Annotated in this window: 24 protein-coding genes, 1 other RNA gene, 3 pseudogenes and 1 riboswitch; of the genes and pseudogenes, 19 read left to right on the forward strand and 9 right to left on the reverse strand. The window is 58.3% G+C overall.

The annotated features are described in order from the left end of the window. The first annotated feature begins 10 nt into the window (after positions 1-10). The 5 genes from gatC (at position 11) to rnpB (ending at position 3,650) form a co-directional block, all read left to right on the forward strand. Positions 11-298 carry an Asp-tRNA(Asn)/Glu-tRNA(Gln) amidotransferase subunit GatC gene (gatC, locus tag DA792_RS04070; protein WP_107718334.1) on the forward strand — a complete coding sequence of 96 codons (288 nt, stop codon included), beginning with the start codon at positions 11-13 and terminating at the stop codon, positions 296-298. Continuing rightward, positions 298-1,785, forward strand: a complete 1,488-nt coding sequence (gene gatA / locus DA792_RS04075; protein ID WP_107718336.1) for an Asp-tRNA(Asn)/Glu-tRNA(Gln) amidotransferase subunit GatA — start codon at positions 298-300, stop codon at positions 1,783-1,785. Before gatC ends, gatA begins: the two co-directional genes overlap by 1 nt. Positions 1,786-1,824: 39 nt before the next feature. Next, complete coding sequence (locus DA792_RS04080; protein ID WP_107722547.1) at positions 1,825-2,514, forward strand: hypothetical protein; 690 nt, start codon at positions 1,825-1,827, stop codon at positions 2,512-2,514. Positions 2,515-2,597: 83 nt separating this feature from the next. Beyond that, a complete protein-coding gene (locus DA792_RS04085) occupies positions 2,598-3,221 on the forward strand; it encodes an N-acetylmuramoyl-L-alanine amidase (RefSeq protein WP_107722546.1) in 624 nt (207 codons plus the stop codon). A 13-nt stretch (positions 3,222-3,234) separates the two neighbouring features. Further along, an RNA gene (gene rnpB, locus DA792_RS04090) (RNase P RNA component class A) lies at positions 3,235-3,650 on the forward strand. 144 nt (positions 3,651-3,794) lie between these two features. On the opposite strand, the pseudogene DA792_RS23205 reads toward rnpB, so the two are convergent. From DA792_RS23205 to DA792_RS04115, 3 genes and pseudogenes are all read right to left on the reverse strand, one after another. After that, positions 3,795-4,684, reverse strand: a pseudogene (locus tag DA792_RS23205) (DUF5677 domain-containing protein). Next, positions 4,669-5,420, reverse strand: a pseudogene (locus tag DA792_RS23210) (IS5 family transposase). The pseudogenes DA792_RS23205 and DA792_RS23210 overlap by 16 nt, the downstream one beginning before the upstream one ends. Before the next feature lie 60 nt (positions 5,421-5,480). Next, positions 5,481-5,687 carry a hypothetical protein gene (locus tag DA792_RS04115; protein ID WP_107718348.1) on the reverse strand — a complete coding sequence of 69 codons (207 nt, stop codon included), beginning with the start codon at positions 5,685-5,687 and terminating at the stop codon, positions 5,481-5,483. Positions 5,688-5,727: 40 nt separating this feature from the next. Between DA792_RS04115 and DA792_RS22150 the strand changes: the two genes are divergently transcribed. Next, positions 5,728-5,877 (forward strand): hypothetical protein, encoded by a 150-nt coding sequence (locus tag DA792_RS22150; protein ID WP_159075160.1) that lies wholly within the window; start codon positions 5,728-5,730, stop codon positions 5,875-5,877. 222 nt (positions 5,878-6,099) lie between these two features. Then, the gene (locus DA792_RS04120; RefSeq protein WP_107718350.1) at positions 6,100-6,810 is read left to right on the forward strand and encodes a DUF533 domain-containing protein; all 711 of its coding nucleotides are present in this window, start codon (positions 6,100-6,102) and stop codon (positions 6,808-6,810) included. Positions 6,811-6,986: 176 nt separating this feature from the next. Here DA792_RS04120 and DA792_RS04125 read toward each other — a convergent pair whose 3' ends face one another. Both DA792_RS04125 and DA792_RS04130 read right to left on the reverse strand, forming a co-directional pair. After that, the gene (locus DA792_RS04125) at positions 6,987-7,364 is read right to left on the reverse strand and encodes a VOC family protein (protein WP_107718352.1); all 378 of its coding nucleotides are present in this window, start codon (positions 7,362-7,364) and stop codon (positions 6,987-6,989) included. Between the two features lie 244 nt (positions 7,365-7,608). Beyond that, positions 7,609-8,517 carry a DMT family transporter gene (locus DA792_RS04130; RefSeq protein WP_107718354.1) on the reverse strand — a complete coding sequence of 303 codons (909 nt, stop codon included), beginning with the start codon at positions 8,515-8,517 and terminating at the stop codon, positions 7,609-7,611. Between the two features lie 79 nt (positions 8,518-8,596). Beyond that, positions 8,597-8,763, reverse strand: a riboswitch (FMN riboswitch). Positions 8,764-8,993: 230 nt separating this feature from the next. Here DA792_RS04130 and rpmG point away from each other — a divergent pair. Beyond that, complete coding sequence (gene rpmG / locus DA792_RS04135) at positions 8,994-9,161, forward strand: 50S ribosomal protein L33 (RefSeq protein WP_009572866.1); 168 nt, start codon at positions 8,994-8,996, stop codon at positions 9,159-9,161. 182 nt (positions 9,162-9,343) lie between these two features. Further along, complete coding sequence (locus tag DA792_RS04140; RefSeq protein ID WP_107718356.1) at positions 9,344-9,934, forward strand: GNAT family N-acetyltransferase; 591 nt, start codon at positions 9,344-9,346, stop codon at positions 9,932-9,934. Positions 9,935-10,008: 74 nt separating this feature from the next. On the opposite strand, the gene DA792_RS04145 is transcribed toward DA792_RS04140, so the two are convergent. Then, positions 10,009-10,779, reverse strand: a complete 771-nt coding sequence (locus DA792_RS04145) for a Bax inhibitor-1/YccA family protein (RefSeq protein WP_107718358.1) — start codon at positions 10,777-10,779, stop codon at positions 10,009-10,011. 284 nt (positions 10,780-11,063) lie between these two features. Next, positions 11,064-11,288, reverse strand: a complete 225-nt coding sequence (locus DA792_RS04150) for a DUF1127 domain-containing protein (protein ID WP_107718361.1) — start codon at positions 11,286-11,288, stop codon at positions 11,064-11,066. 122 nt (positions 11,289-11,410) lie between these two features. Here DA792_RS04150 and DA792_RS04155 point away from each other — a divergent pair, with 122 nt between their 5' ends. After that, entirely contained in the window at positions 11,411-12,289 is an 879-nt protein-coding gene (locus DA792_RS04155) for a LysR family transcriptional regulator (protein WP_107722548.1), read from the forward strand. Positions 12,290-12,299: 10 nt separating this feature from the next. Here DA792_RS04155 and DA792_RS04160 read toward each other — a convergent pair. After that, a pseudogene (locus tag DA792_RS04160) lies at positions 12,300-13,270 on the reverse strand (NADPH:quinone oxidoreductase family protein). A 364-nt stretch (positions 13,271-13,634) separates the two neighbouring features. On the opposite strand from DA792_RS04160, the gene DA792_RS04165 reads away from it, so the two are divergent. The 5 genes from DA792_RS04165 (at position 13,635) to DA792_RS04185 (ending at position 17,334) form a co-directional block, all read left to right on the forward strand. Further along, positions 13,635-14,018 carry a helix-turn-helix domain-containing protein gene (locus DA792_RS04165; RefSeq protein WP_107718363.1) on the forward strand — a complete coding sequence of 128 codons (384 nt, stop codon included), beginning with the start codon at positions 13,635-13,637 and terminating at the stop codon, positions 14,016-14,018. Between the two features lie 247 nt (positions 14,019-14,265). Next, on the forward strand, positions 14,266-15,093 hold the full coding sequence (locus DA792_RS04170) for an inositol monophosphatase family protein (protein WP_107718365.1): 828 nt from the start codon (positions 14,266-14,268) through the stop codon (positions 15,091-15,093). 19 nt (positions 15,094-15,112) lie between these two features. Continuing rightward, positions 15,113-16,456, forward strand: a complete 1,344-nt coding sequence (locus DA792_RS04175; protein ID WP_107718367.1) for an 8-oxoguanine deaminase — start codon at positions 15,113-15,115, stop codon at positions 16,454-16,456. Positions 16,457-16,489: 33 nt separating this feature from the next. Beyond that, on the forward strand, positions 16,490-17,008 hold the full coding sequence (locus tag DA792_RS04180) for a CAP domain-containing protein (RefSeq protein WP_107718369.1): 519 nt from the start codon (positions 16,490-16,492) through the stop codon (positions 17,006-17,008). A gap of 131 nt (positions 17,009-17,139) precedes the next feature. Beyond that, positions 17,140-17,334, forward strand: coding sequence for a hypothetical protein (locus tag DA792_RS04185; protein WP_107718371.1), 195 nt, complete (start codon positions 17,140-17,142; stop codon positions 17,332-17,334). Here the strand turns inward: DA792_RS04185 and guaD are convergent. Further along, complete coding sequence (guaD, locus tag DA792_RS04190) at positions 17,301-18,596, reverse strand: guanine deaminase (RefSeq protein WP_107718373.1); 1,296 nt, start codon at positions 18,594-18,596, stop codon at positions 17,301-17,303. The two genes, DA792_RS04185 and guaD, sit on opposite strands and share 34 nt — an antisense overlap. Positions 18,597-18,734: 138 nt before the next feature. Here guaD and mgtE point away from each other — a divergent pair, with 138 nt between their 5' ends. From mgtE to DA792_RS04210, 4 genes are all read left to right on the forward strand, one after another. Further along, entirely contained in the window at positions 18,735-20,135 is a 1,401-nt protein-coding gene (mgtE, locus tag DA792_RS04195; protein ID WP_107718375.1) for a magnesium transporter, read from the forward strand. Continuing rightward, positions 20,132-20,698 (forward strand): 5-formyltetrahydrofolate cyclo-ligase, encoded by a 567-nt coding sequence (locus DA792_RS04200; RefSeq protein WP_199908111.1) that lies wholly within the window; start codon positions 20,132-20,134, stop codon positions 20,696-20,698. The genes mgtE and DA792_RS04200 overlap by 4 nt, the downstream gene beginning before the upstream one ends. A gap of 23 nt (positions 20,699-20,721) precedes the next feature. Then, positions 20,722-21,492 (forward strand): HpcH/HpaI aldolase family protein, encoded by a 771-nt coding sequence (locus tag DA792_RS04205; protein ID WP_107718379.1) that lies wholly within the window; start codon positions 20,722-20,724, stop codon positions 21,490-21,492. A 91-nt stretch (positions 21,493-21,583) separates the two neighbouring features. After that, positions 21,584-22,396, forward strand: coding sequence for a TIGR00282 family metallophosphoesterase (locus DA792_RS04210; protein ID WP_107722549.1), 813 nt, complete (start codon positions 21,584-21,586; stop codon positions 22,394-22,396). Positions 22,397-22,418: the final 22 nt, after the last annotated feature.

Here is a 22,418-nt window from a genome sequence, read left to right on the forward strand (position 1 = left end):
GAGCCCAACCATGTCCATTGACATCGACACCGCACGCCGGGTCGCCAAACTCGCCCGCATCCGGGTTGAGGAAGACGCACTTCCCGCACTGGCCCAAGAGTTCAACGCGGTGCTTGGCTTTATCGAGCAACTCTCCGAAGTGGATGTCGAAGGGGTCGAGCCGATGACTTCGGTCACGCCGCAGCGCCTCAAGCGCCGGGTCGATGAGGTCACCGATGGCAATATGCAGGAGAAAATCCTGAAAAACGCGCCCGATGCGCGCGAAGGCTTTTTTGCGGTTCCGAAGGTGGTGGAATAATGTCTGATCTCAATAAACTCACCCTGTCTGCGGCCCGTGACGGTCTGCGCAAAGGCGATTTCACCTCTGTTGAGCTGACCGAAACTTGCTTGTCCGCGATTTCCGCCTCCGGAGCGCTCAATGCGTTCGTGCACAACACGCCCGAGATCGCGATGGAACAGGCCAAAGCGGCCGATGCCCGGATCGCGTCCGGCGATGCGCCTGCGATGTGTGGCCTGCCGATCGGGATCAAAGATCTGTTTGCCACCAAAGGCGTCGACACCCAGGCGGGATCGCGCATCTTGGAAGGCTTCAAACCCGAATATGAGAGCACCATCACCACCAAGCTGTTTGACGCGGGGGCGGTGATGTTGGGCAAGCTCAACATGGACGAATTCGCCATGGGCTCCTCAAATGAGACCTCTGTGTACGGCAATGCGGTCAACCCGTGGCGTCGCGGCAATGAGGACACTCCGCTTACGCCGGGCGGCTCCTCTGGTGGCTCTGCGGCGGCAGTGGCGGCGGACCTGTGTCTGGCCGCGACAGGCACCGACACCGGCGGCTCGATCCGCCAACCGGCGGCTTTCACCGGGATTGTCGGGATCAAACCGACCTATGGGCGTTGTTCGCGTTGGGGCGTGGTGGCCTTTGCCTCCTCCCTGGACCAAGCCGGGCCGATGACCAAAACCACCCGCGATGCGGCGATCATGTTGGAAGCCATGTGTGGCCATGACGCGAAAGACAGCACCTCCGCCGATCTGGCCGTGCCGAATTTCGAGGCCATGCTGACCGGCGACATCACGGGCAAAAAAATCGGTATCCCGAAAGAATACCGCATGGACGGCATGCCGGAAGAGATCGCCAAACTTTGGGATGACGGTGCAGACATGCTGCGCGCGGCTGGGGCTGAGGTGGTCGATATTTCGCTGCCCCACACCAAATACGCGCTGCCTGCCTATTACGTGATCGCGCCCGCTGAAGCCTCGTCCAACCTCGCGCGCTATGATGGCGTGCGCTATGGTCACCGCGCCAAATTGGCGGCGGGTGACGGCATCGACGACATGTATGAAAAGACCCGCGCCGAAGGCTTTGGTCACGAGGTTCAGCGCCGCGTGATGGTTGGCACCTATGTGCTCTCCGCCGGCTTCTATGACGCCTATTACAACCGCGCCCGCAAAGTCCGCACCCTGATCAAAAAGGATTTCGAGGATGTGTTTGCCCAAGGGGTCGACGCGATCTTGACCCCGGCGACACCGTCGGCGGCCTTTGGTCTGGGCGAAATGTCGGAGAGCGATCCGATCCAGATGTATCTCAACGACGTCTTCACCGTGACCGTCAACTTGGCGGGTCTGCCGGGAGTGTCTGTGCCGGCGGGCCTGTCCGCCAAGGGTCTGCCTTTGGGGCTGCAACTCATCGGGCGTCCGTGGGAAGAGGGTGATCTGCTGAATATCGCCCATTCGCTTGAGACGGCTGCGGGCTTTGTTTCCAAGCCAGAAAAATGGTGGTAAGGGACGACGAACTGCCCTCATCCTTGGAGCTTGCCGCCGATGCGCCGCGCCTCTTACGCCTTGATTTCTTTGATTGCCCTTGCGGCTTGCGAAACCCCCGTGCCGGACAGCGGTTCCGGCGTGGGCTTTGGCTCCTATGCGGATTATCAAGCCCAACGTGAGGCCGAATTGATTGCCAATGGTGATGGGCGTGGTCAAAGCGCAGGCGTGAGCACGAGCGCAACCACGGGCCTCGACACCAAAGAGATTTCGGCCGAGGCCGCTGCGGCAATTGATGCGGCGGAGAACACGCCCGCGCCGGTGGGGCCCGCACCCAAAGCGGTGACCAACGCCATCGGGATTTCCTCGGAAAACAATTTCGATGCGGTTGCCTCCGAGCGGTCGATCGAACAAGACGCGGCGCGTGTTGCCGCCAACAAAGACTCCTATGTCACCATCCAACCGACTGCCGTGCCGACCCGTCCAACCAAGGATGCGGCCACGATTGTTGAGTTCGCCTTGTCGACCACCAATCGCGTTGGCGAAGCGCTGTATTCGCGTCTGATCCCCGGCGCGCAGACCCGTGCCGCGCGCGCCTGTGCCAAATACCCGTCGCCCGATCTGGCGCAGGAAGATTTCCTCAACAGCGGCGGGCCGGAACGCAACGCCAAAGGGCTTGATCCCGATGGCGACGGCTTCGCCTGTAGCTGGGATCCCGCACCTTTCCGTCTGGCCGCGCGCGCGCGCTGATCCGCGATTTGACTGCTGTGCCTGATATCCGTGATCACCCGTCGCCCAATTTTGGTGATCGACGCGGCGGTGCGCAACCGGATATGGTGGTGTTGCATTACACCGCCATGACCTCAGCCGATGCTGCGCTTGAGCGGCTGTGTTGCCCGGATCACGAGGTCTCCGCCCATTATCTGATTGATTGCCGAGGCGTTATTTTGCGCCTCGTGAATGAGGAAAGCCGGGCGTGGCACGCGGGGGCGGGGCAATGGGGTCGTGTCACCGATGTCAATTCGCAGTCCATCGGCATTGAACTGGCCAACCCCGGCACAGCCCCTTTTGCCGCCGATCAAATGGATGCGTTGGAGTGGCTGTTGAGTGACATCATGGAGCGTTGGTTTATGACGCCCGAACGGGTCATTGCCCATTCCGACATGGCCCCCACGCGCAAAATCGACCCCGGCCCGCGCTTTGATTGGCGCAGGCTGGCGCTTGGCGGTCTGTCGGTCTGGCCGCAGATTGCGCTGGATTTTGAGGCCCATGCGGATGAGTTTTTGCAAGGTCTTGCGGCATTTGGCTATCCCGATGCGCCGATTGAGGCGGTGCTTCCGGCCTTTCGTGCCCGCTTTCGTCCCAATCATCATGGGCCGCTGGATGCCGTTGATATGGCCATGGCGCATGATCTGGCGTCGCGCTTTCCCGTTGACCCGGACGACTGGCTCGCCTAAGTCGCTTTGATACGCGGATGGCTGGATAATCGCGGGCTGGGGGCGATCTCTGGCGCGAGGAAAGTCCGGACTCCATCAAGCAACGGTGCCGGGTAACGCCCGGCGGGGGCAACCCTAGGGACAGCGCCACAGAGAACAGACCGCCTTACACGCGCGCAAGCGCAAGCTGGGGTAAGGGTGAAACGGTGGGGTAAGAGCCCACCGCGGGACTGGCAACAGAACCGGCATGGCAAGCCCCACCGGGAGCAATGCCAAATAGGGACGTCGCGCGGGGACTGTGTGCTTTGCATACCGCCCGCAGGGATGCTTGAGCCCGAGACGTCCGGGTTGGCAGCTTGAGCCTGTTGGTAACAACAGGCCTAGAGGAATGGTTATCCACGGCGGGTCCGCCCGCTGAGACAGAATCCGGCTTATAGGCCGTCCGCGTATATTTCTGTCATCCCTATTAGAGGGGCCATAGCCGACATTGGCGCTCAACGCAGCCAAAGGCAGGAACGAGCCCAGAGTGCATGATGCTGCATTATGCCCAAACGTCAGCTATTTGCGGGGCGGGGTGTTTACAAAGCTCAAATTTTAAGAGTCTGTTCTGTTCAATGCCTCAAAGGCCCGTTTACTGTCTCGTTCGGCTTTTAGAGCGATATCGGCCATTTCGTTTGCAAGCTCATGAAACACGTCAATATGCACGATACGATCAAAATTTTTCGAATGTCTAAGATACGTATCAACCAACTGAGCCAAAGACAGCGCCGTCAACTGAAACGGATCTACGAAGCCCGAGTTGCTCGCCTCAACCAGATTTACTGGAACCGTTGTCTCTGCCAAGCCGAGGTATGTGTCGACAGGGCGGTGATTGGCATGGACGTGGCTCGATGCCCACTTGTACCACGGCCTCCAATGGTCCATGCCAACATCCTTTTCGACTTTATCAAATTGCGGATGAGAAACGGTGATTTTTGGCCATTCACCATTTGTTACAGTTCGACCAAGAACTCGCTCTGCTTCGGCGCAACGTTCCTCAAACGTGTGCATTTCCTCAGCACTAAAGCCTCTTAGCCCCGATCGTTCTGAGTGTTCGTTCATCTGACGTGCAGCACGGCATGCAGAAAAGTGAAAACTCAGCAAGTATTTTTGGCTGTGTCCTCACCGTGCTTTGCGATGTACATCGCCGTTACCGACAATTCATGCAGAGACCTCCATCGGGTCAAAGCGCCATCCGGGAAGCCGCCCTTTAGGAGATAAATAATCTCTTGTACCACCAGAAGCGCTTTGGAAAAGATACGGGCCAAAGCAGCCATGGTTGCATTGTTGTCTTCGTCATTGCGTCGTTGAACATCCTTGCCGTGCAATTCGCCAAGTTCTTGTGCGACATGCCACAGCATATCGAGGTGGTCGAATGCAGGTTTCCAGCGCGAGAAGGTTCTCTCTTCGAACCCTTTAGGGTGTGGACTCAATTCAGCCAACATCTGATTGCAAAGATATGGACCATCGACAGGAAGTTGCGTTTCAACTTTTCGTATCTCGTTGTTAGCCTTCGCATGTCTTTCATGCGGCAGAAGAACCGCTCTACAAGGTTTCGCTGGGCGTAGATGTCGGGGTCATGTGGGATGTGGATGCGGGCGTTTGACTTGGATGGGATCACTGCCAATGCGCCTTCGTCAGCGATGGTTTGGCGGATGGCTTTTGAGCCATAGGCTTTGTCTGCGACGATAGCTGTCGGCTGTTTTTGCCAGCCGACAAATGAACCAAATACCTTGCTATCATGCCTTTGTGCGCCTGTAATCGCGAACCGTAGAGGCAGGCCGCGATGGTCTACGGCGACGTGAACCTTGCTGCCGCGACCGCCGCGTGAGCGTCCAATACCTTGCGCCAACTCCCCCCTTTTGAGCCTGCTGCCGCCCGGTGTGCCTTGACGATTGAACTATCAATGAAGATCAGCGCGTCCTCACATTCCGTCGCCAGCACATCAAATATCCCTTGCCAAATCCCGCGCTCACCCCAGCGGACATAGCGGTTGTAAACAGTCGTGCGCGGGCCATACCGGTCCGGCAGATCGCGCCACGGCACCCCCGTGCGCAGAACATAGAAAATGCCATTCAAGACTGTTCTGTCATCCTTGCGCTGCGGACCGCGCCCTTGTTTGGGTAAATGAGGCCGGATTGCAGCCCATTCTTCGTCGCTCAGATCAAATCTCGCCATCATGCACCTGTTTTCCGCAGATGAATCATGAAGAGCCCATTTCAGCAAGACAAGGAATTGGGTTCACACCCTAGTCTCCTCCCGAAAACATGCCAAATTTTCAGCCGCGCTTTTTCTATAAGACTCAATGCTGCTGTTTTTGCAGTCTTCCCGTACCAGTTCAAATGACTCATCAACCTGTCGCGCGGCTTCTTTGTCGTCCATTTCTGTGAGATCCAGCGAAGCCGTGATGCTGTTTTCCAGTACGTTCAGGCTGTTATCTTCATCCATTTAAATCACCAAAAAATTGTGCGCTTTGGTGAGTGATAGCATGCTGTGGTTGGGAATTGCTATTATGGTCAGCGCTCAGGGCAGTGGAGCAGACCTTGCCTTGGGCGAGTTGAACGGCGGCAAGGTCCGCTGGGTTGAACTCCGTGCAACCTGTTGCGAAGGTCCGACATTCCCCGAGCAGATGAGTTAAGGCAGCGGGATTATGATCTTAAATTTAAGATTACAGGATAGCAAAACACTTTAGAAACTGATTTCCAAATAGACCAACGCCCTCCTGTGCGAGTGCCGCCCACTGTGTCTTTACGCGCAAAACGCCAGTTTTAGAGGGAGGTGGTGGCATTCTCCCCGTTGGCACAATGGAATTTTGCGCGCAGTATGTGGGGGAGCGAAATCTAAAAGAGGGAGTGTCCCAATGAGTTTTGTGCGGGCTTTGACAACTTTGGCGATCGGCTTTGCTGCGGCGAAAGGCGTGGAGAAAGTGAAAAAGATGGGCGGGATGGATGGTGTGCGTGAAGCCATGCGCCAGTCCGGCAATCCCGGCGGTGTGGCCGATCAAATGGGCCAGATGGCGGAGAAATTCGGCCTTCCGGGCGGCGCGGACGCGGTGCGCGACATGATGGGCAAATTTGGCAACCAAGCCGCCGATATGTCTGAGGCGACCGAAGCCGGACTTGGCTCGCTGTTCTCGGCCATGGGCGGGGCGGCGGCGACGGGCGCGGCCTCGATGACCGATATGTTTGCCTCGGTGACCCAAGGCACGCCGGTCGGCGCGGCCAGTGAGGAAAACGCCAAGCTGATGATCCGGGCGATGATCATGGCGGCCAAGGCGGACGGCGAGATCGACGCCGAAGAGCGCACCAAAATTTTGGATAAGCTGAACGATGCCTCTGATGAGGAAATCGCCTTTGTGCAGGCCGAACTGGACGCCCCTGTCGATCCGATGGCTCTGGCCAAGGACGCGGGCACCTCTGCGGCGGCTCAGGTCTATGCCGCGGCCCTGATGGCGATTTCGGTCGATACCGATGCGGAAAAGACGTTTTTGATGGGTCTCGCGCAGTCTTTGATGTTGGACCCGGCACGACAGGCCGAAATCCATCAGTCGATGGGCAAACCGGTTTTGTAGGCTCAATTCAGCTTATAAAAAGGGCGACTTTCGGGCCGCCCTTTTTTTGGGGGGGGACGTCAGATCAATTTGACCTTCGCGTCGCAAATGGGGCGAGACGGGACGTTGGGCGTTCGTACAGATCGCCGCGAATGGCGGGTTTGAGGCCATATCGACCGGCGCGGCTGTTTATTTCCTTAGATTATCTCACCGACATCAATTCGGTTGCCGTCATCGTCGGAGAACACGAAGGCGCGTAGCCCATAGTCTTTGTCTTGCAATTTCTTGATGATGCGAAACCCGTGCTCTTGACACCTTCGGCAAGCCTCATCTGCGTTGGAAACGAGGATATGAGCCACATTAAATGTGGGATGCCGATGATCTTTTTGAAGCGTCAGATGCAGCTCTGCGCTATCTCTTTTCAAGATCATGAACCCCACGGGGTCACCGTTTTCAAAGGTCTTCTCGAAACCAAACACCGAGTTATACGACTTGTATGCCTTTTCGACGTCTTGAACAGGCAGCGTTGCTGCGATGCGGCCGAGGACAAGTGCGTTACTTTTTGAGGATGTCATCTGACACTCCCTAATTTATCGTGTTCCCCTTCAGGTCCGATCGGTGTCGGCGGCATCAAGGGGCAATCACTATACAGGGCGGTGCCTGATTGAGGTATCCACCAAAGTAATTTCAAAATCAAGGTATAGATGGCACAGCCAGACATATCCATGTTGTGGGTGTTCCGCCATAAACCCGTGAAACAGGTTTATGGTGGAACGCTTTAGGTTTGAGCCAATATGACGCGGCCCGATGTTCGCGCGCTCAGGTCGTAGCCATCTGCGCGTTGCGGCTTTCCTGGCGCAGCAAATAGAATGACGCGGACAGGATCATCAGTGACCCGATCCACATCGACCCCGGCGGCACAAAGCCAAAGGCCGCAACCCCCAACGCCACGTTGAGCGGCAATTTGAGGTGGTCAAACGGCTGAAGATAGGCGGCATCGGCGATGGAATAGGCTTTGGCGATCGCATATTGCGCCATCGCGGTCAAAACCCCCGCCAACAACACGATCCCACCTGAGAGGCCAAGATCTAGCGCGATGCCGTCGCCCAGAGCGAGGCCGAAATTCACCGGCGTCAGCAAGAGCAACAGATAGACGGTGAGGCTTTCGGGCGTCTCGGTGCGGGTCATGCGTTTGGTCAACAATGAGGTCAGCGCCCAAAACGCGGCGGCCCCCACCGGATAGAGCGCGTAGATCGAAAACTTTTCCGACCAAGGCGCGAGGATGATCATCCCGCCCAGGAACCCAAGCGTGACGGCAAACCAGCGTGCCAATGTGGTCTCTTCGCGCAGGATCAGCCCGGCCCCCAAGGTGACGAAAAACGGCGACAGCATGATCAAGGCAATGGCCTGCCAGATCGGCACATGCGCCAGCCCGGCGATCCAAAGCTGGACCCCGATGGTGGCGGCCCCGACGCGCAACAGATGCAGGCCAAGGTTGCCCGTGGCCATGGCGCGCAGCCCGTGACGGATCACCCATGGGGCGGAAAACAGGAAGGCAATGAAATATTGCCAAAACGCCAGACGCGCGGAGGGCACGCCCTGCATCATCGTGACATATTGGGTGAGGGCGTTGATCACGGCAAACAAAGCGCCGGCAGCGATCATCAATAGCGCACCGGCGCGCGCGGGGCCGAGCGTGGCCCAAAGGCCAGAGGGGGAACGAGTCATGTGGCGTGTCCTTTCTGTTACCGCACATAACTCAAGGCACAGAAGGACATGGGGGCAGGGGCCAAAACCCCATCCCGCATCCAACTCTCTTTCATCCGGACTATACCGTCGGCCCCGGAATCGCACCGGATCTGCTGTCCCAAGGGGCCTCTGTGAAGGTGCCCGTGGCGCTCGCGGGCTTACATCAACGCCTGCGCGCCGTTGCTTACCGCCGGTGGGGAATTTCACCCCGCCCTGAGAGGTTTTGCGGTCCCAATGACCGCGTCGCGTACCCTATGCACAGCGCGGCACCGGCGCAAGTGTCGGACGTGCAGGGGCATTGTGCGAGAATAGGAATGGACGGCATATGTGGTTTTTTGGCAAAACCCGGTCGAACACCATTGACTCGGGGCCGCAAGGGCTTAAAAGGCGGGCTTCAAGGATTCCACGGGTCGGCCCGGACGCCCCCGTTGCATGTGATAACTGGAGTATTCAAAATGGCGAAGCCGACGACGATCAAAATCCGTCTCAACTCGACCGCGGACACGGGCCACTTTTACGTGACCAAAAAGAATGCCCGCACCATGACCGAAAAGATGGTCGTAAAAAAATACGACCCGGTCGCGCGTAAGCACGTCGAGTACAAAGAAGGCAAAATCAAGTAAGCCCTTCCGAAGACACCGAAATGCAAAACCCGCGCGACCCGAGAGACGGTCACGCGGGTTTTCTTTTTAAACATCCCCCCGCCTGACTGCCTCGCCCCCTGATCCCCAGAGATCCTCGCAAAAAGAGACCTCGGGAGATCACCGTTCGCCGCCAAACGCGGCCCACAGGAGAGGCCTGAGAGATGTTAGAGTGTGATGATCCATATGATGAGAGACCTGCGAGCCTGAGCGAGGCTTTGGAGGTGTTGGACCGGCGGCCAGAGCTGCCACCCTTTGTGATGCGTCAGGCGATGCCGGCGGACACGATGCAGATTGATAATTTGTTCCGCGCCTCTTACGGCGAGTTGCTCAGAGCCGACTATTCGGCAGCGACGTTGGCCAAGGTTTTGCCCTCCCTCTTGGTGACCTCGCCGCGGCTTTTGAACAGCGGCACGTTTTTTGTCGCAGAGACTGGGGGTGGCGATGTGATTGCGGCAGGGGGGTGGACACAGGCCAGCCCCTTTGGTGGCGTCGGCCCGCGCGAGATCGGCCATATGCGGCGCGTGGCGGTTCACCCGGACTATGTGCGGCGTGGGGTCGGCAGTGTGATCCTGGACCATGTTTTGGCCAATGCGCAGCGCACCGGCGTGACGCGGATGTGTTGCCTCTCCACCCTGACGGCCCAACCGTTTTACGAGGCGCATGGATTTGCCATGTCTGGCGATGTCGATCTGATGTTGCGGCCCGGTGTGGCCCTGCCGGCGGTACAGATGGCGCGGGATTTGAACGCGTAAGCTCACATGGTGAGAGACATAAAAAGGGCCGGTCACAGTGACCGGCCCTTTGGCATTTCAAGTCCGTCTGCGGATCAATCGCGGTTGCCCAAGAATTGCAACAGGAACATGAACAGGTTGATGAAGTCGAGGTAGAGGTTCAGCGCCCCCATGATGGCCGATTTCGCCAACCATTCGCCGTCCATCGCATGAGCGTGAGCAATATAATCGGTTTTGATTCTTTGTGTGTCATAGGCGGTCAGACCGGCAAAGATCAAAACACCAATGCCAGAGATCGCGAACTCAAGACCGGAGGATTTGAGGAAGATGTTCACAACAGAGGCGATCAAAAGGCCGATCACCCCCATGATGAGAAACGATCCCCATGCGGAGATGTCTTTTTTGGTCGTGTAGCCCCAAAGCGACAGGCCCGCAAAGGCGGCGGAGGTCACGAGGAAGGTTTGGGCGATAGAGGCGCCGGTGAAGACCAGAAAGATCGAGCTGAGCGACAGGCCCATCAACGCGGCGTAGGCGTAGAAATAGGTCTGGGTCGCGGCGGCAGACAAGCGCGACACCACGGCGTTAAAGCCAAACACCATTGCCAGCGGCGCGAACATCAACACCCATTTCAAAGGCGTCGCATAAAGCGCATAGCCGAGCCCGGTGAGATATTCACCGTCGCCGACCATATATTCGGTCGGGGTGGAACTCACGGCCATGTTGGCCAACGCCCAAGCCGCCAAAGCGGTGACCAAAAGGCCCACCGACATGGTGCCGTAAACTTTGTTCATGTGGGTGCGAAGACCCGCGTCCACCTCAGCAGAGCGGGCACCTGCGCCTGCGTGGACCGTTCTGTAGTCAGCCATGGACTGTACTCCTCGTGCGTCAAAATCACTACGCCCCGAAAAATTCGGGATTTCCCTTCTGATATTGGCAGTTTGAGGGGGGATTTCAAGCACATGCGGATCACAAACCGCGTGTTTCTTTTTGACCCCTATTAATATGTGTCGCGCAGTGAAAAAAATGAAAAAAACCGCGACACTTTCGGGTGTCGCGGTTCAAATGGGGGTGCGGCAGGGGCGCTGGCCCTGATTCTGGCCCTGATTCTGGCCCGGATTCTGGTCTGTTCGTCGCATGATCGCGCGGCGTTTCAGCGTTTCCAATGGCGGGGAACATCCCAAAGCGGACGCTCTGCCTCGCGCTGGGCCTCTTCGCGGGTCAGGCCGATGTCTTTGAGCAAAGCGTCGTCGAGGTCCGCCAAGCTGCGGCGCTGCTTTGAGAGGGCCATTGCGGCGCGCAGGCGAGAGAAAAAGGACGGTGCGCGGCGTGCGCCCGTGCTGCAGGTCGGGGCCAGAGTTTGAGCTTTCGCGAACATCGTCAATCCTTTCCGAATGGTGAACTATGGTGGCTGTGGAATCATTTTCCTTGATCTGTATCGCCGATCATGATCAACAAATAAAATGAATGCTTGTTGCGAAACAGATCACAGGAATTGATATGGCCCGAAATCTCGACATCACCGCTCTGCGCTCCTTTGTGGCCGTTGCCGATTGTGGTGGCGTGACCCGGGCAGCGGGATACCTCAATCTGACACAATCGGCCGTGTCGATGCAGCTCAAGCGGCTGGAGGAAAGCCTCGATTCCCATTTGTTGGATCGCTCGGCGCGCACCATTGCGCTGACCGCCTCGGGGGAACAGCTTTTGTCCTATGCGCGGCGGATGTTGGAACTCAATGACGAGGTCTATGGCCGCCTCACGGCACAGGAATATGAGGGCGAGATCGTTCTCGGCGTGCCCCATGATATCGTCTACCCGTCGATCCCACAGGTGTTGCAACAGTTTCACGCCAATTTTCCGCGCATGCGGGTCAATCTCGTGTCCTCCTACACGGTCAAACTGAAAGAAATGTTTGCGCGCGGTGAGGCGGATTTGATCATGACCACCGAAGACGGGTTGGACGCGGGCGGGGAAACCATCGCCGAACTCGCGTTGGTTTGGATCGGTGCGATCGGCGGCAACGCGTGGCGGCAACGGCCACTGCGTCTGGCGTTTGAGCATAGATGTGTGTTCCGCAAAGGCGTCCAGGAGGCGTTGGATCGGGCGGGCATTCCGTGGGAAATGGGCATTGAAAGCGATCAAACCCGCACGATCGAGGCCTCCGTGTCCGCCGATCTTGCCGTGCACGCGATTTTGGAAGGATCAACCCCGCCACAGACCGAGCCCATTCATCATGGTGGCGCTCTGCCGGAACTTGCCCATAAAAAGATCAACCTCTACGCCTCTGATCTGATGAAAGGCGAGGCGGAAACCACTCTGCGCGATTTGATCCGCAACGCCTATAGCTACCGCACCGGGGCGCGGCTCGCAGCGCAGTAAAGGCAGGACATCAGGGCGTGACGATGACCTTGCCCGTGGCCTGACGCGATCGGATCAATTCCATCGCCTCCTCCACCTGTGAGAGCGGCAGGCGATTTGAAATATGCGGCGTGATCTCGCCGCGCGCGGCCCAGTCAAACAGTTGGCTGAGTGAGGCCAAAAACGGCGCGGGTTTAAAACCCAGATAGGCGCCCCAATAAAAGCCAATCACCGTGATGTTTTTCACCAGCATATGATTTGGCTTGATCTGGGGCAGGCCGCCGCCGGCAAACCCGATCAACAAAATGCGCCCATCCGGGTTGGTGGCGCGAAAACACGCCTCATAAAGGGCACCGCCGACCGCGTCATAGACCACATCGGCACCGCCAAGCGCCTTGATCTGGTCGCGAATGTCGTCCGCCTCTGCGTCAATCAGATGATCGGCCCCGGCCTTTTGCGCGATGGCCAATTTATCGGTTCCGCGCGCAATGGCGATCACCTCCGCGCCCATCCGTTTGCCAATTTCCACCGCCGTCAAGCCGACGCCGCCCGCCGCCCCGGTGACGACCAACCGTTCGCCGGGCATAAGTCGCGCCTTATAGCTCAGTGCCATATGCGACGTGCCATAGGCGATTTGCAGCGCAGCGGCGGCGTCATAGCCAAGGCTGTCGGGGATCGGCACACAGCGCGACGCGGCGAAATTGCCATAAGTGGCCAGACCACCCTGACCGGAAAACACCGCCACGCGTTGCCCAATGGTGAGCCCTGTGACGTCCTTGCCAAGCGCTGTCACCTCTCCGGCCAACTCCAACCCAAGGGTAAAGGGGGGGGCGGCGTGTCCTGATAGGTGCCTGCGCACATCAATGTGTCGGCAAAATTGAGGGCGGTGGCATGGATTTTGACCTGAACTTGATTTGCGTCAGGGGGCTCCAAACGCAACTCTTGTAGCTGTGGGGCAAGATCAAATGCGGTGACGCGGTAGGCGGTTGCTGTCTTATTCATAGTGTTGTTTTGGCCTGACTCGGGGGTGCTGTCTATGCCGTTTCGCCGCATTGCGACTCGCTTTTATCCTTTGGGAAAAAGAAAACTGTGTTCGATTGAGAGGTCTTGCGGAGCGGCGTGAAATTTGCGAAATGCAACAAATGATCAAAAAACACGCGCAGGTTTAGTGAGGAACACCCGAAAATTAGCAAGTGTTCGCTATATTTTTCCTTATGGTTCAGTATTATATTATTTCAAATCAATTACTTAAAATCATTTTTTAAAATCCTATCCAAAAAGACAGGTTGAGCGGAAGGCCCAAGCCTTGGAAATGTGCTATGCACGCATAGGGTATTGCGCACAGCACGAACAAGGAGCGGTCAGTATGAAACATCCCGTGGACGTCCACGTGGGCAAGCGGATTCGCCATCGTCGTTGGATGGTTGGAATGACGCAGCAACAACTTGCAGAAAAAGTTGGGATCAAATTCCAGCAAATTCAAAAATACGAAACGGGCATGAACCGTGTGTCCGCCTCCCGGCTGTGGGACATTGCGGAATCGCTTGGGGTGCCGGTGGCATTTTTCTTTGACGGCATGGAGGCACATGTGCGCGACCTGACCGAAGTGCCCAATGCGCAAGACAGCGTTCCTGCGGATATTCTGGCCGACAAAGAGGCGCTTGAATTGGTGCGCTCTTACTATGCGATCCCAGAAAACCAACGCCGCCGGTTGTTTGAACTGGCTCGGGTTTTGTCCGACGTTGCCTAAGCATTGATTTGCGCAAATCTAGGCGCACACGAAGTGGTGTGTGTGACCTTCATCACAGCCCTCAAATGATCGGCCCCCTTGCCTGAATGGCAATTGGGGCCGTTTCTTTTCCGCCTCATCCTTTGGCATCTGCGCGGGTCTTGCTTTTGGTGCCGTATTTTGGCCTCCCCGTCGCTTGACCTGACAGGTCCAAGCGGCTACCGCCAAGATCAAAGCCCCTGCAAAAGCCCAGACCAAGGAGAAGACGATGAGCGATGCCACAGCCAAATTGGGACAGGCTCTGAGCGAGACAGATCGCGCAGAGATCATCGCCACCGCCCATGCTGCCGCCGATGTGGCGCGCGAGGTGACGCTGACATATTTTCGCGGCACCGGCCTTGGCACCACCTCCAAAAAAGACGCGGGCTTTGATCCGGTGACCGTGGCGGACCGTGGCTCGGAACAGGCAATGCGCGCGCTGATCGAGGCCCGTCGCCCGCAAGACGGGATTATGGGCGAAGAGTTTGGCCCGAAAACGGGCAGCTCCGGGCTGACCTGGGTTTTGGATCCGATTGATGGCACACGCGGATTTATTTCCGGCACGCCGACGTGGGGTGTGTTGATCGCGTTGCGCGATGCCGATGAGGCGCTGTTTGGCATCATTGATCAACCCTATATCGGGGAACGGTTTTTGGGTGGGTTTGGCCTGTCTGAAATGACTGGCCCCCATGGCACACGGGTCTTGGGCGTACGCAGCGGTGTGGCCCTTGGTGATGCCGTGATTTTCTCGACCTTCCCAGAAGTCGGCTCCGAGGTGGAAGGCCGCGCGTTTCATGATCTCGCGGCGCGCTGTAAACTCACGCGCTACGGCATGGATTGCTACGCCTATGCGCTTTTGGCTGCGGGGCAGATTGATCTGGTGGTTGAGGCCGGGCTGCAATCCTATGACATTCTCGGCCCGCTGGCGGTGATCGAAGCCGCAGGCGGCATTGTCACCGATTGGCAAGGTGGTCCGGCGCTTGAGGGTGGGCGTGTGGTGGCCGCCGCCAGCAAAGAGTTGCATGAGGCGGCTTTGGCAGTACTGTCGACATATTGACCCATATGTGAGGCTCCAAATGCACCGCTGTTTTCTGATCCGCAACGCCGATGTCATTCTCACCATGGATGATGGGCGACAGGAGATCAAAGGCGGCGACATTTTGGTCCGCGATGGCGTGATCGAAGCGGTCGGGCCGGGGCTTTATGACGATGATGCCCAGATCGTCGATGGCCGGGGCTGTTTGGTCACGCCGGGGCTGATCAACACCCATCACCACCTCTACCAAACCCTGACGCGTGCTGTGCCGGGGGCGCAGGACGCGCTGTTGTTTGGTTGGCTTCAAACGCTCTATCCGATCTGGGCCAAATTTGGTCCCGATCACATGCGGATTTCGGCCATGGTCGGGCTGGCGGAACTGGCGCTTTCGGGCTGTTCCACCACCTCCGATCACCTCTATCTCTATCCCAACGGCGCGCGGCTTGACGATACGATTGACGCCGCAAAGGCCATCGGCCTGCGGCTTCACGCCACGCGCGGGGGCATGTCGATTGGCGAAAGTGCCGGGGGCCTGCCGCCTGACAGTCTGGTCGAGCGCGAAGAGGATATTCTCAACGACAGTATCCGAGTGATCGACGCGTTCCATGACCCAAACCCCGGTGCGATGATCCGGGTTGGGGTGGCCCCCTGTTCGCCTTTTTCCGTGTCGCGAGGCTTGATGCGCGATGCGGCGATTTTGGCGCGGGACAAGGGGGTCATGATGCACACCCATCTGGCCGAAAACGACGAAGACATTGCGTATTCCTTGGAAAAATTCGGCTGTCGTCCCGGTCAATATGCCGAAGAGCTGGGCTGGACCGGACCGGACGTGTGGCACGCCCATTGCGTCAAATTGGACGTCAGCGAGATTGAGCTGTTTGCCAAAACCGGCACTGGTGTGGCGCATTGCCCCTGTTCCAATTGTCGCCTTGGGTCTGGCGTGGCCCCGGTGCGCCCAATGCGCGATGCGGGGGTGAATGTGGGGCTTGGCGTGGATGGCTCGGCCTCGAACGACATCGGCAACCTTGTGGCCGAAGCGCGCATGGCGATGTTGTTGCAACGTGTCACCTATGGCGCCGATAAAATGAGCCCGCGCGAGGCGTTGGAAATTGCGACACGCGGCGGGGCACAGGTTTTGGGCCGCGATGACATTGGTCAAATCGTGCCCGGAATGCGCGCGGATATTGCGATCTGGGACATGTCCGACGTCGAAGCGGCGGGCAGTTGGGACCCGGCGGCGCTGTTGCTGGCGGGACCGATGGTGGTGAAACATCTGTTTGTGGAAGGTCGCCATGTGGTGTCTGACAGTTGGGTCGCCACGATCAACATGGAGGCGACGCTGGCATCACAGGCGCGGCTTTTGAAAGGTTTGATGGACGGGTGAACGTCCGTCAGCGCGACACGAGGGAGAGAGACAATGAGAAAACGGACAACGGCCTGTGCCATCACGGCGGCGTTGATGCTAACGGCCTGCGGCCCAGAAACCGGCACCGGCTTCGATCAAATCAGCCCCGTTTCGGCCCCAAGCGCTACATCAAACTCCCTGCGTAACAGTGTTGTGACTGGGGCTCAGGTGATCAGCCTGATCAATGCGGAGCGCGCCAAACAGGGGATCGCGGCCTTGACCCCCAACGCCAAGCTAGCGGTCGCCGCGCAACGACATGCGGATGATCTGGTGGCCCAAAACTATTTTTCGCATACTGGTAAAAACGGGTCCACTGTGGGCGATCGTGTGACCGCAGCGGGCTATCGCCATTGCCTTGTCGCCGAAAACCTGTCGGCGCAATACCCCACGATCCAACAGGCCGTCGCAGGGTGGATGAACTCGCCCGGACACCGCAAAAACATGCTGTTTAAAGGATTGGACAGCGTTGGCGTTGGCGTTGGCGTCAGTGACAATATGACCCTCGTTGCGGTCTTTGCTCACCCGTGTTGAGGTGGGGTCTGCGAGATCCATCACATTCTATTCAAATTGCATTTGAGTGATGAAAATGCGCCGAACATCCGCCCAGAAGCGGCCACTTTTCCCTTTGAGAACAAGAACAGGTTCGTCAGGGGAGGTGTGATATGAGTTTCATTCGCGGTTTGATTGTCTTTGCCGTTGTGGTGGGAGGTGTCGGTGGGGTTGCCCATGCGGCGGAGGTCCATCCGCAGGCGAGGGCTGCGATGCCACCTGCATTGGAGCCTCTGGCGGTCACAGCCCCTGGCCACACCACACGCGCGGCGGATCAGGTCACGGCGACCCGGCGGCCCATCACATAGGTGGCACTCACGGCGCGGTCGTCGCCCATCATAATGGTCGGAAACACCTCTTCCCAAATCGTTTCGGCCCGGATCGCGCGCTGGGCAATGGCGGGGGTCGAGGCCAAATCCAACACGGTGAAATCCGCCTCCATCCCCGGCGCAATCGACCCAATCCGATCCGCCATGTGCAACGCATGGGCTGAGCCGTAAGTGGCCAGCCACAAAAGCTGGGCTGGGTGCAGTGCCGTGTGGGTCAACTGGCCGATCTCATAGGCGGCAGCCATGGTGCGCAGTAAGGAGAACGACGATCCGCCGCCGGTGTCGGTGGCAAGCCCAACACGCAGCGCCTCCGCTTTACGCGCGCCCATGTCAAACAGACCCGATCCGATAAAGGTGTTCGAGGTCGGGCAATGGATCAACGAACAATCATTGGCCCGCAGGTGATCAATCTCGCGCGGTTCCAAATGGATCGCATGACCAAACAACGCTCCTTCGCGGACCAATCCAAATTGCTCATAGGTGTCCAAATAATCGCGCGCGGTGGGGTAAAGCCCTTTGACCCAGTCGATCTCGTCCAACTGCTCGGACAAATGCGTTTGCATCAAACAGGACGGATGTTCGGCCCACAGCGCGCCAAGGGCCTCCAACTGCTCCGGTGTCGAGGTCGGTGAAAACCGTGGCGTGATCGCATAGGTGGCGCGCCCCCGGCCATGCCAGTGCTCCAACAAGGCCTTGCTGTCGTCATAGGCGGAGTGTGCAGTGTCGCGCAGGCCTTCGGGGGCGGTGTCGCGGTCCATACAGGTCTTGCCCGCCACGATCCGCATCCCGCGCGCCTCCGCCGCCTCAAACAATGCCTCCACAGAGCCGGGATGGATGGTGCAAAATGAGGTCACTGTGGTGGTGCCATTGGCCAAAAGCAAATCGAGATAGCGCCCGGCGATGTCATCGGCATAGGCGCGATCCGCGAATTTCATCTCTTCGGGAAAGGTGTAGCTGTTGAGCCAATCAATCAGCCGCTTGCCCCAACTCGCAATCATCGCGGTTTGTGGATAATGGGCGTGGGCGTCGATGAAACCGGGTGTAATCAAGCCTGGACCATGATCGTGAAGCACTGCGTCGGGGTGTTTGGCGCGCATATGGTCGCGCCCCCCAACGGAAACCACTTTGCCGTCCCGCACCAAAATTGCGCCGTCGGAATGAACTTGAACAGCCTCTTCTGCGGGGATGGCAAACGGGTCGCCTAAAAATTGGACAACCTGACCGGCGATGAGAGTTTCCATGGGAACCTGCTTTGGTGAATGGGTGCGTTGGCTTTGTGAGAGATTAAGCGTGCAGATCAGCGAGGTAAATCAATCTTGCCTCTGTTTCTCTTGGGCAAGCTGCCTTAAAGTCCCCCGTGACGAACAAGCGGGCAGGACATGAGCGAAGATCAGCAGGACATCATTGAAGAGCCGGAGGCCGAAGAGGCCGAAGAGGATGTATATTCGCTGAGCGCGCGCGTGCTCAGTTCGATCCTTTTTGCCGTCGACACAGGTGATCGGGCCAAGCTGATTGAGCTGATGGAGCCGCTGCACGCGGCCGACATCGCCGACATGTTGGAGCAGATCAACGCCTTTGATCGGCGTCGGTTGATTCTACTCTATGGTGCTGAGTTTGACGGTGAAATCCTCTCGGAACTCGACGAAGGCATCCGCGACGAGGTGATTCACGCGCTGCGGCCCGAAGTGTTGGCCGAAGCGGTTCGCGAACTTGAATCCGATGACGTTGTCGATCTGATCGAAGACCTCGATGAGGAAGCGCAAGAGGCGATTCTGTCCTCTCTTGAGGATGCCGACCGGGTCGCTGTTGAAAAATCCCTGTCTTACCCGGAATTCTCCGCCGGACGTTTGATGCAGCGCGAGGTCGTGATGGGCCCGGAGCATTGGACCGTGGGCGAGGCAATTGATTTTATGCGCGAAGCCGAGGGGCTGCCGGAAGATTTCTACCACATGGTGCTGATTGATCCCAAACTGCATCCCGTGGGCCATGTCACCCTTGGCAAAATCCTTGGGGCGCCACGTAAGCAACCTTTGCTGGAACTTTTGGAACCCGGATTTCGCACCTTTCGCGTCGATGAAAGCGAAACCGATGTGGCCTATGCGTTCAACCAGTATCACATGATCGCCGCCCCCGTGGTGGATGAGGATGATCGAGTGATTGGCGTGATCACCATTGATGACGCGATGAATGTGTTGGACGAAGAGCACGAAGAAGACATCATGCGTCTGGCGGGTGTCGGTGAAGGCTCTTTGGCCGACCGGGTGTTTGACACGGTGAAACAACGTCTGCCGTGGTTGGCGGTCAACCTAGTCACGGCAATCATGGCCTCTTTGGTGATTGCGCAATTCGAAGCGACAATCACGCAATTCGTGGCGCTTGCGGTGTTGATGCCAATCGTGGCCTCAATGGGGGGCAATGCCGGAACACAAGCGTTGACCGTGGCGGTGCGCGCCATCGCGACCCGCGATTTGACCGGCGCAAACGTCTGGCGGGTGATCCGTCGTGAGGTGCTGGTCGGGTTGACCAATGGCGTCGTCTTTGCGGTGATCATGGGCATTGTGGGCATCGCCTGGTTCGGCTCGCCTGCGCTGGGTGCCGTCATAGGTGCTGCGATGGTGATCAATTTGGTGATCGCCGGACTGGCTGGAATCGGGGTGCCTGTTGTGCTTGAACGCATCGGAGTTGACCCGGCGCTGGCCTCCGGGGCTTTTGTGACGACTGTCACTGATGTTGTTGGTTTTTTTGCATTTTTAGGGTTAGCGGGTGTGGTTCTTCTGTGACTGTAACGGATGATTTGAAATCGGCTCTACGCGCGCGCGCGCGCGCGGCCCGCGCCAAAGCGCACAAAACCGGCGGGCTTGCGGCGAGCCAGGCGGCACAATTGCTTTTGGGGTTCTTGACCCCGTTTCGGGGACAGGTGATCGCGGGCTATATGCCGATTGGCACGGAGATCGACCCGCGTGCCGTGATGACCACGCTGGCCCGATCTGGCCCGGTCGCCGTGCCCGTGGTCGAAGCCAAAGCCCAGCCTTTGCGCTTTGATCTCTGGACGCCAGACACGGCCATGGTCACAGGCGCGTTCGGGGCCTTGATCCCGGAACAGTCCACCCCCGTGACGCCGACGGTTTTGATCGTGCCGATGTTGGCGTTTAGCCGTCATGGCCATCGGTTGGGCTACGGCGGCGGGTTTTATGATCGCAGCTTGGCGCAACTGCGCGCCCAAGGATCGGTCTTTGCCGTCGGCCTGGCGTATGGCGCGCAAGAGGCACCGGACCTTCCGGTCGAAGGCACCGATGCACCGCTGGATGCGATTGTGACCGAGCGCGAAGTCCTGACATTTTAAGTCCCCTATTGGAGGTCTCTCCCATGTCTATCCCGCAGAATCTGTTCAAACGCCGCCTGCGCGAGGGCGGCCAACAATTCGGTGCGTGGCACACGATGGGCGGCGGGCAACAGGCCGAGCTTTTGGCTGCGGCGGGCTATGATTGGGTGCTGATCGACAGCGAACATGGCGCGATGGAGGTGACCGATGTGCTGCCGGTGCTTCAGGCGCTGTCTGGATATGCGACCTGCGCGCCGGTTGTGCGGATCGCTGAGAATGACACGGCCTTGATCAAACGTCACCTCGATCAAGGCGCGCAGACGTTGATGGTGCCAATGGTCCATTCGGCAGAGGCGGCGCGCGCGGCCGTGGCGGCGATGCGCTATGCCCCCGAAGGCCTGCGCGGCATGAATAGCATGACGCGCGCCAGCAGATTTGGCACAGTGACCGATTATGTCGCGCGTGCAGCAGACGAGCTGTGCCTGATCGTGCAAATCGAGAGCCGGGCCGGAATGGAGGCGCTCGAAGAGATCGCCGCCGTGCCCGGCGTCGATGCGGTCTTTGTTGGCCCGGCCGATCTGGCCGCCGATATGGGCCACCCCGGCAATTTGGCGGCACCCGAGGTCGAGGCGGCTGTTTTGGACGGGTTTGCCCGGCTCAAGGCGCTCGATATGCCCTCAGGCATCATCACCCTCGATGAGGCGGCGTTGCGGCGCTATATCGCGGCGGGCTCGCGGTTTACCGCGCTTGGCATTGATGCGGCGTGGTTGATGGCGGCGGCACGGGGCAGTTTGGCGCGTTTTCAGGACATTTAAGCGCTGAATTTGTGTATTTCGCTCCCGGTAAAGGCGCATGTCCTGCCACATGTCTTGCCAATGGCCGCGCGGGAGCCTAAGCCTTTTCGCCATGAAAATTCTATTTCTCGGAGACATCGTCGGCAGTGCCGGACGTCAAGCTGTTCTTGAGCGGATCGCGAAACTGCGCGCCGATTGGGGCCTCGATTTCATTGTGGTCAATGGTGAAAACGCGACCAATGGCATGGGGCTTTCAGCCGAACATGCCAAGGGGCTGTTGGAGGCGGGCGTCGATTGTTTGACGCTGGGCGATCATGCTTTTGACCAAAAAGACATGATGCAATATTGCGAACGCGACACGCGGATCATCCGACCGATCAATTTCGCCAAGGCGGCCCCCGGACGTGGTGTGCGGATCTTTGAAGATCGGCGCGGGCGGCGTATTTTGGTGGCGCAGGTGTTGGGGCAAGTGTTTATGAAACGCGCCTTTGATGACCCGTTTTCAGCGTTGGATCAGGTGTTTATGACCCATAAACTGGGCGGCTCGATTCAGGCCGCTTTGATTGATGTGCATTGCGAAGCCACCTCTGAGAAAATGGCGATGGGGCATTTTTGCGATGGCAAAGCCTCGGTCGTTGTCGGCACGCATACCCATGTTTGTACTGGCGATGCGCAGATTTTGCCCGGCGGTACAGCCTATTTGACCGATGCGGGCATGTGTGGCGACTACAATTCGGTGATTGGCATGGACAAGGCTGAGCCGCTGCGCCGGTTTGTGACGGGCATGTCAAAAGGCCGCTTTGAGCCTGCCAAAGGCGAAGCGACACTTTCGGGCGTGTACGTTGAGACCGATGACAAAACCGGACTGGCCACCCGCGTGCGCCAAATCCGCCAAGGCGGGCGATTGGAGCAAAGCATCCCATAAGGGGAAAATGTTCTGATTTCGG

This window comes from Celeribacter baekdonensis (assembly GCF_003047105.1).
GTDB classification, from domain to species: domain Bacteria; phylum Pseudomonadota; class Alphaproteobacteria; order Rhodobacterales; family Rhodobacteraceae; genus Celeribacter; species Celeribacter baekdonensis_B.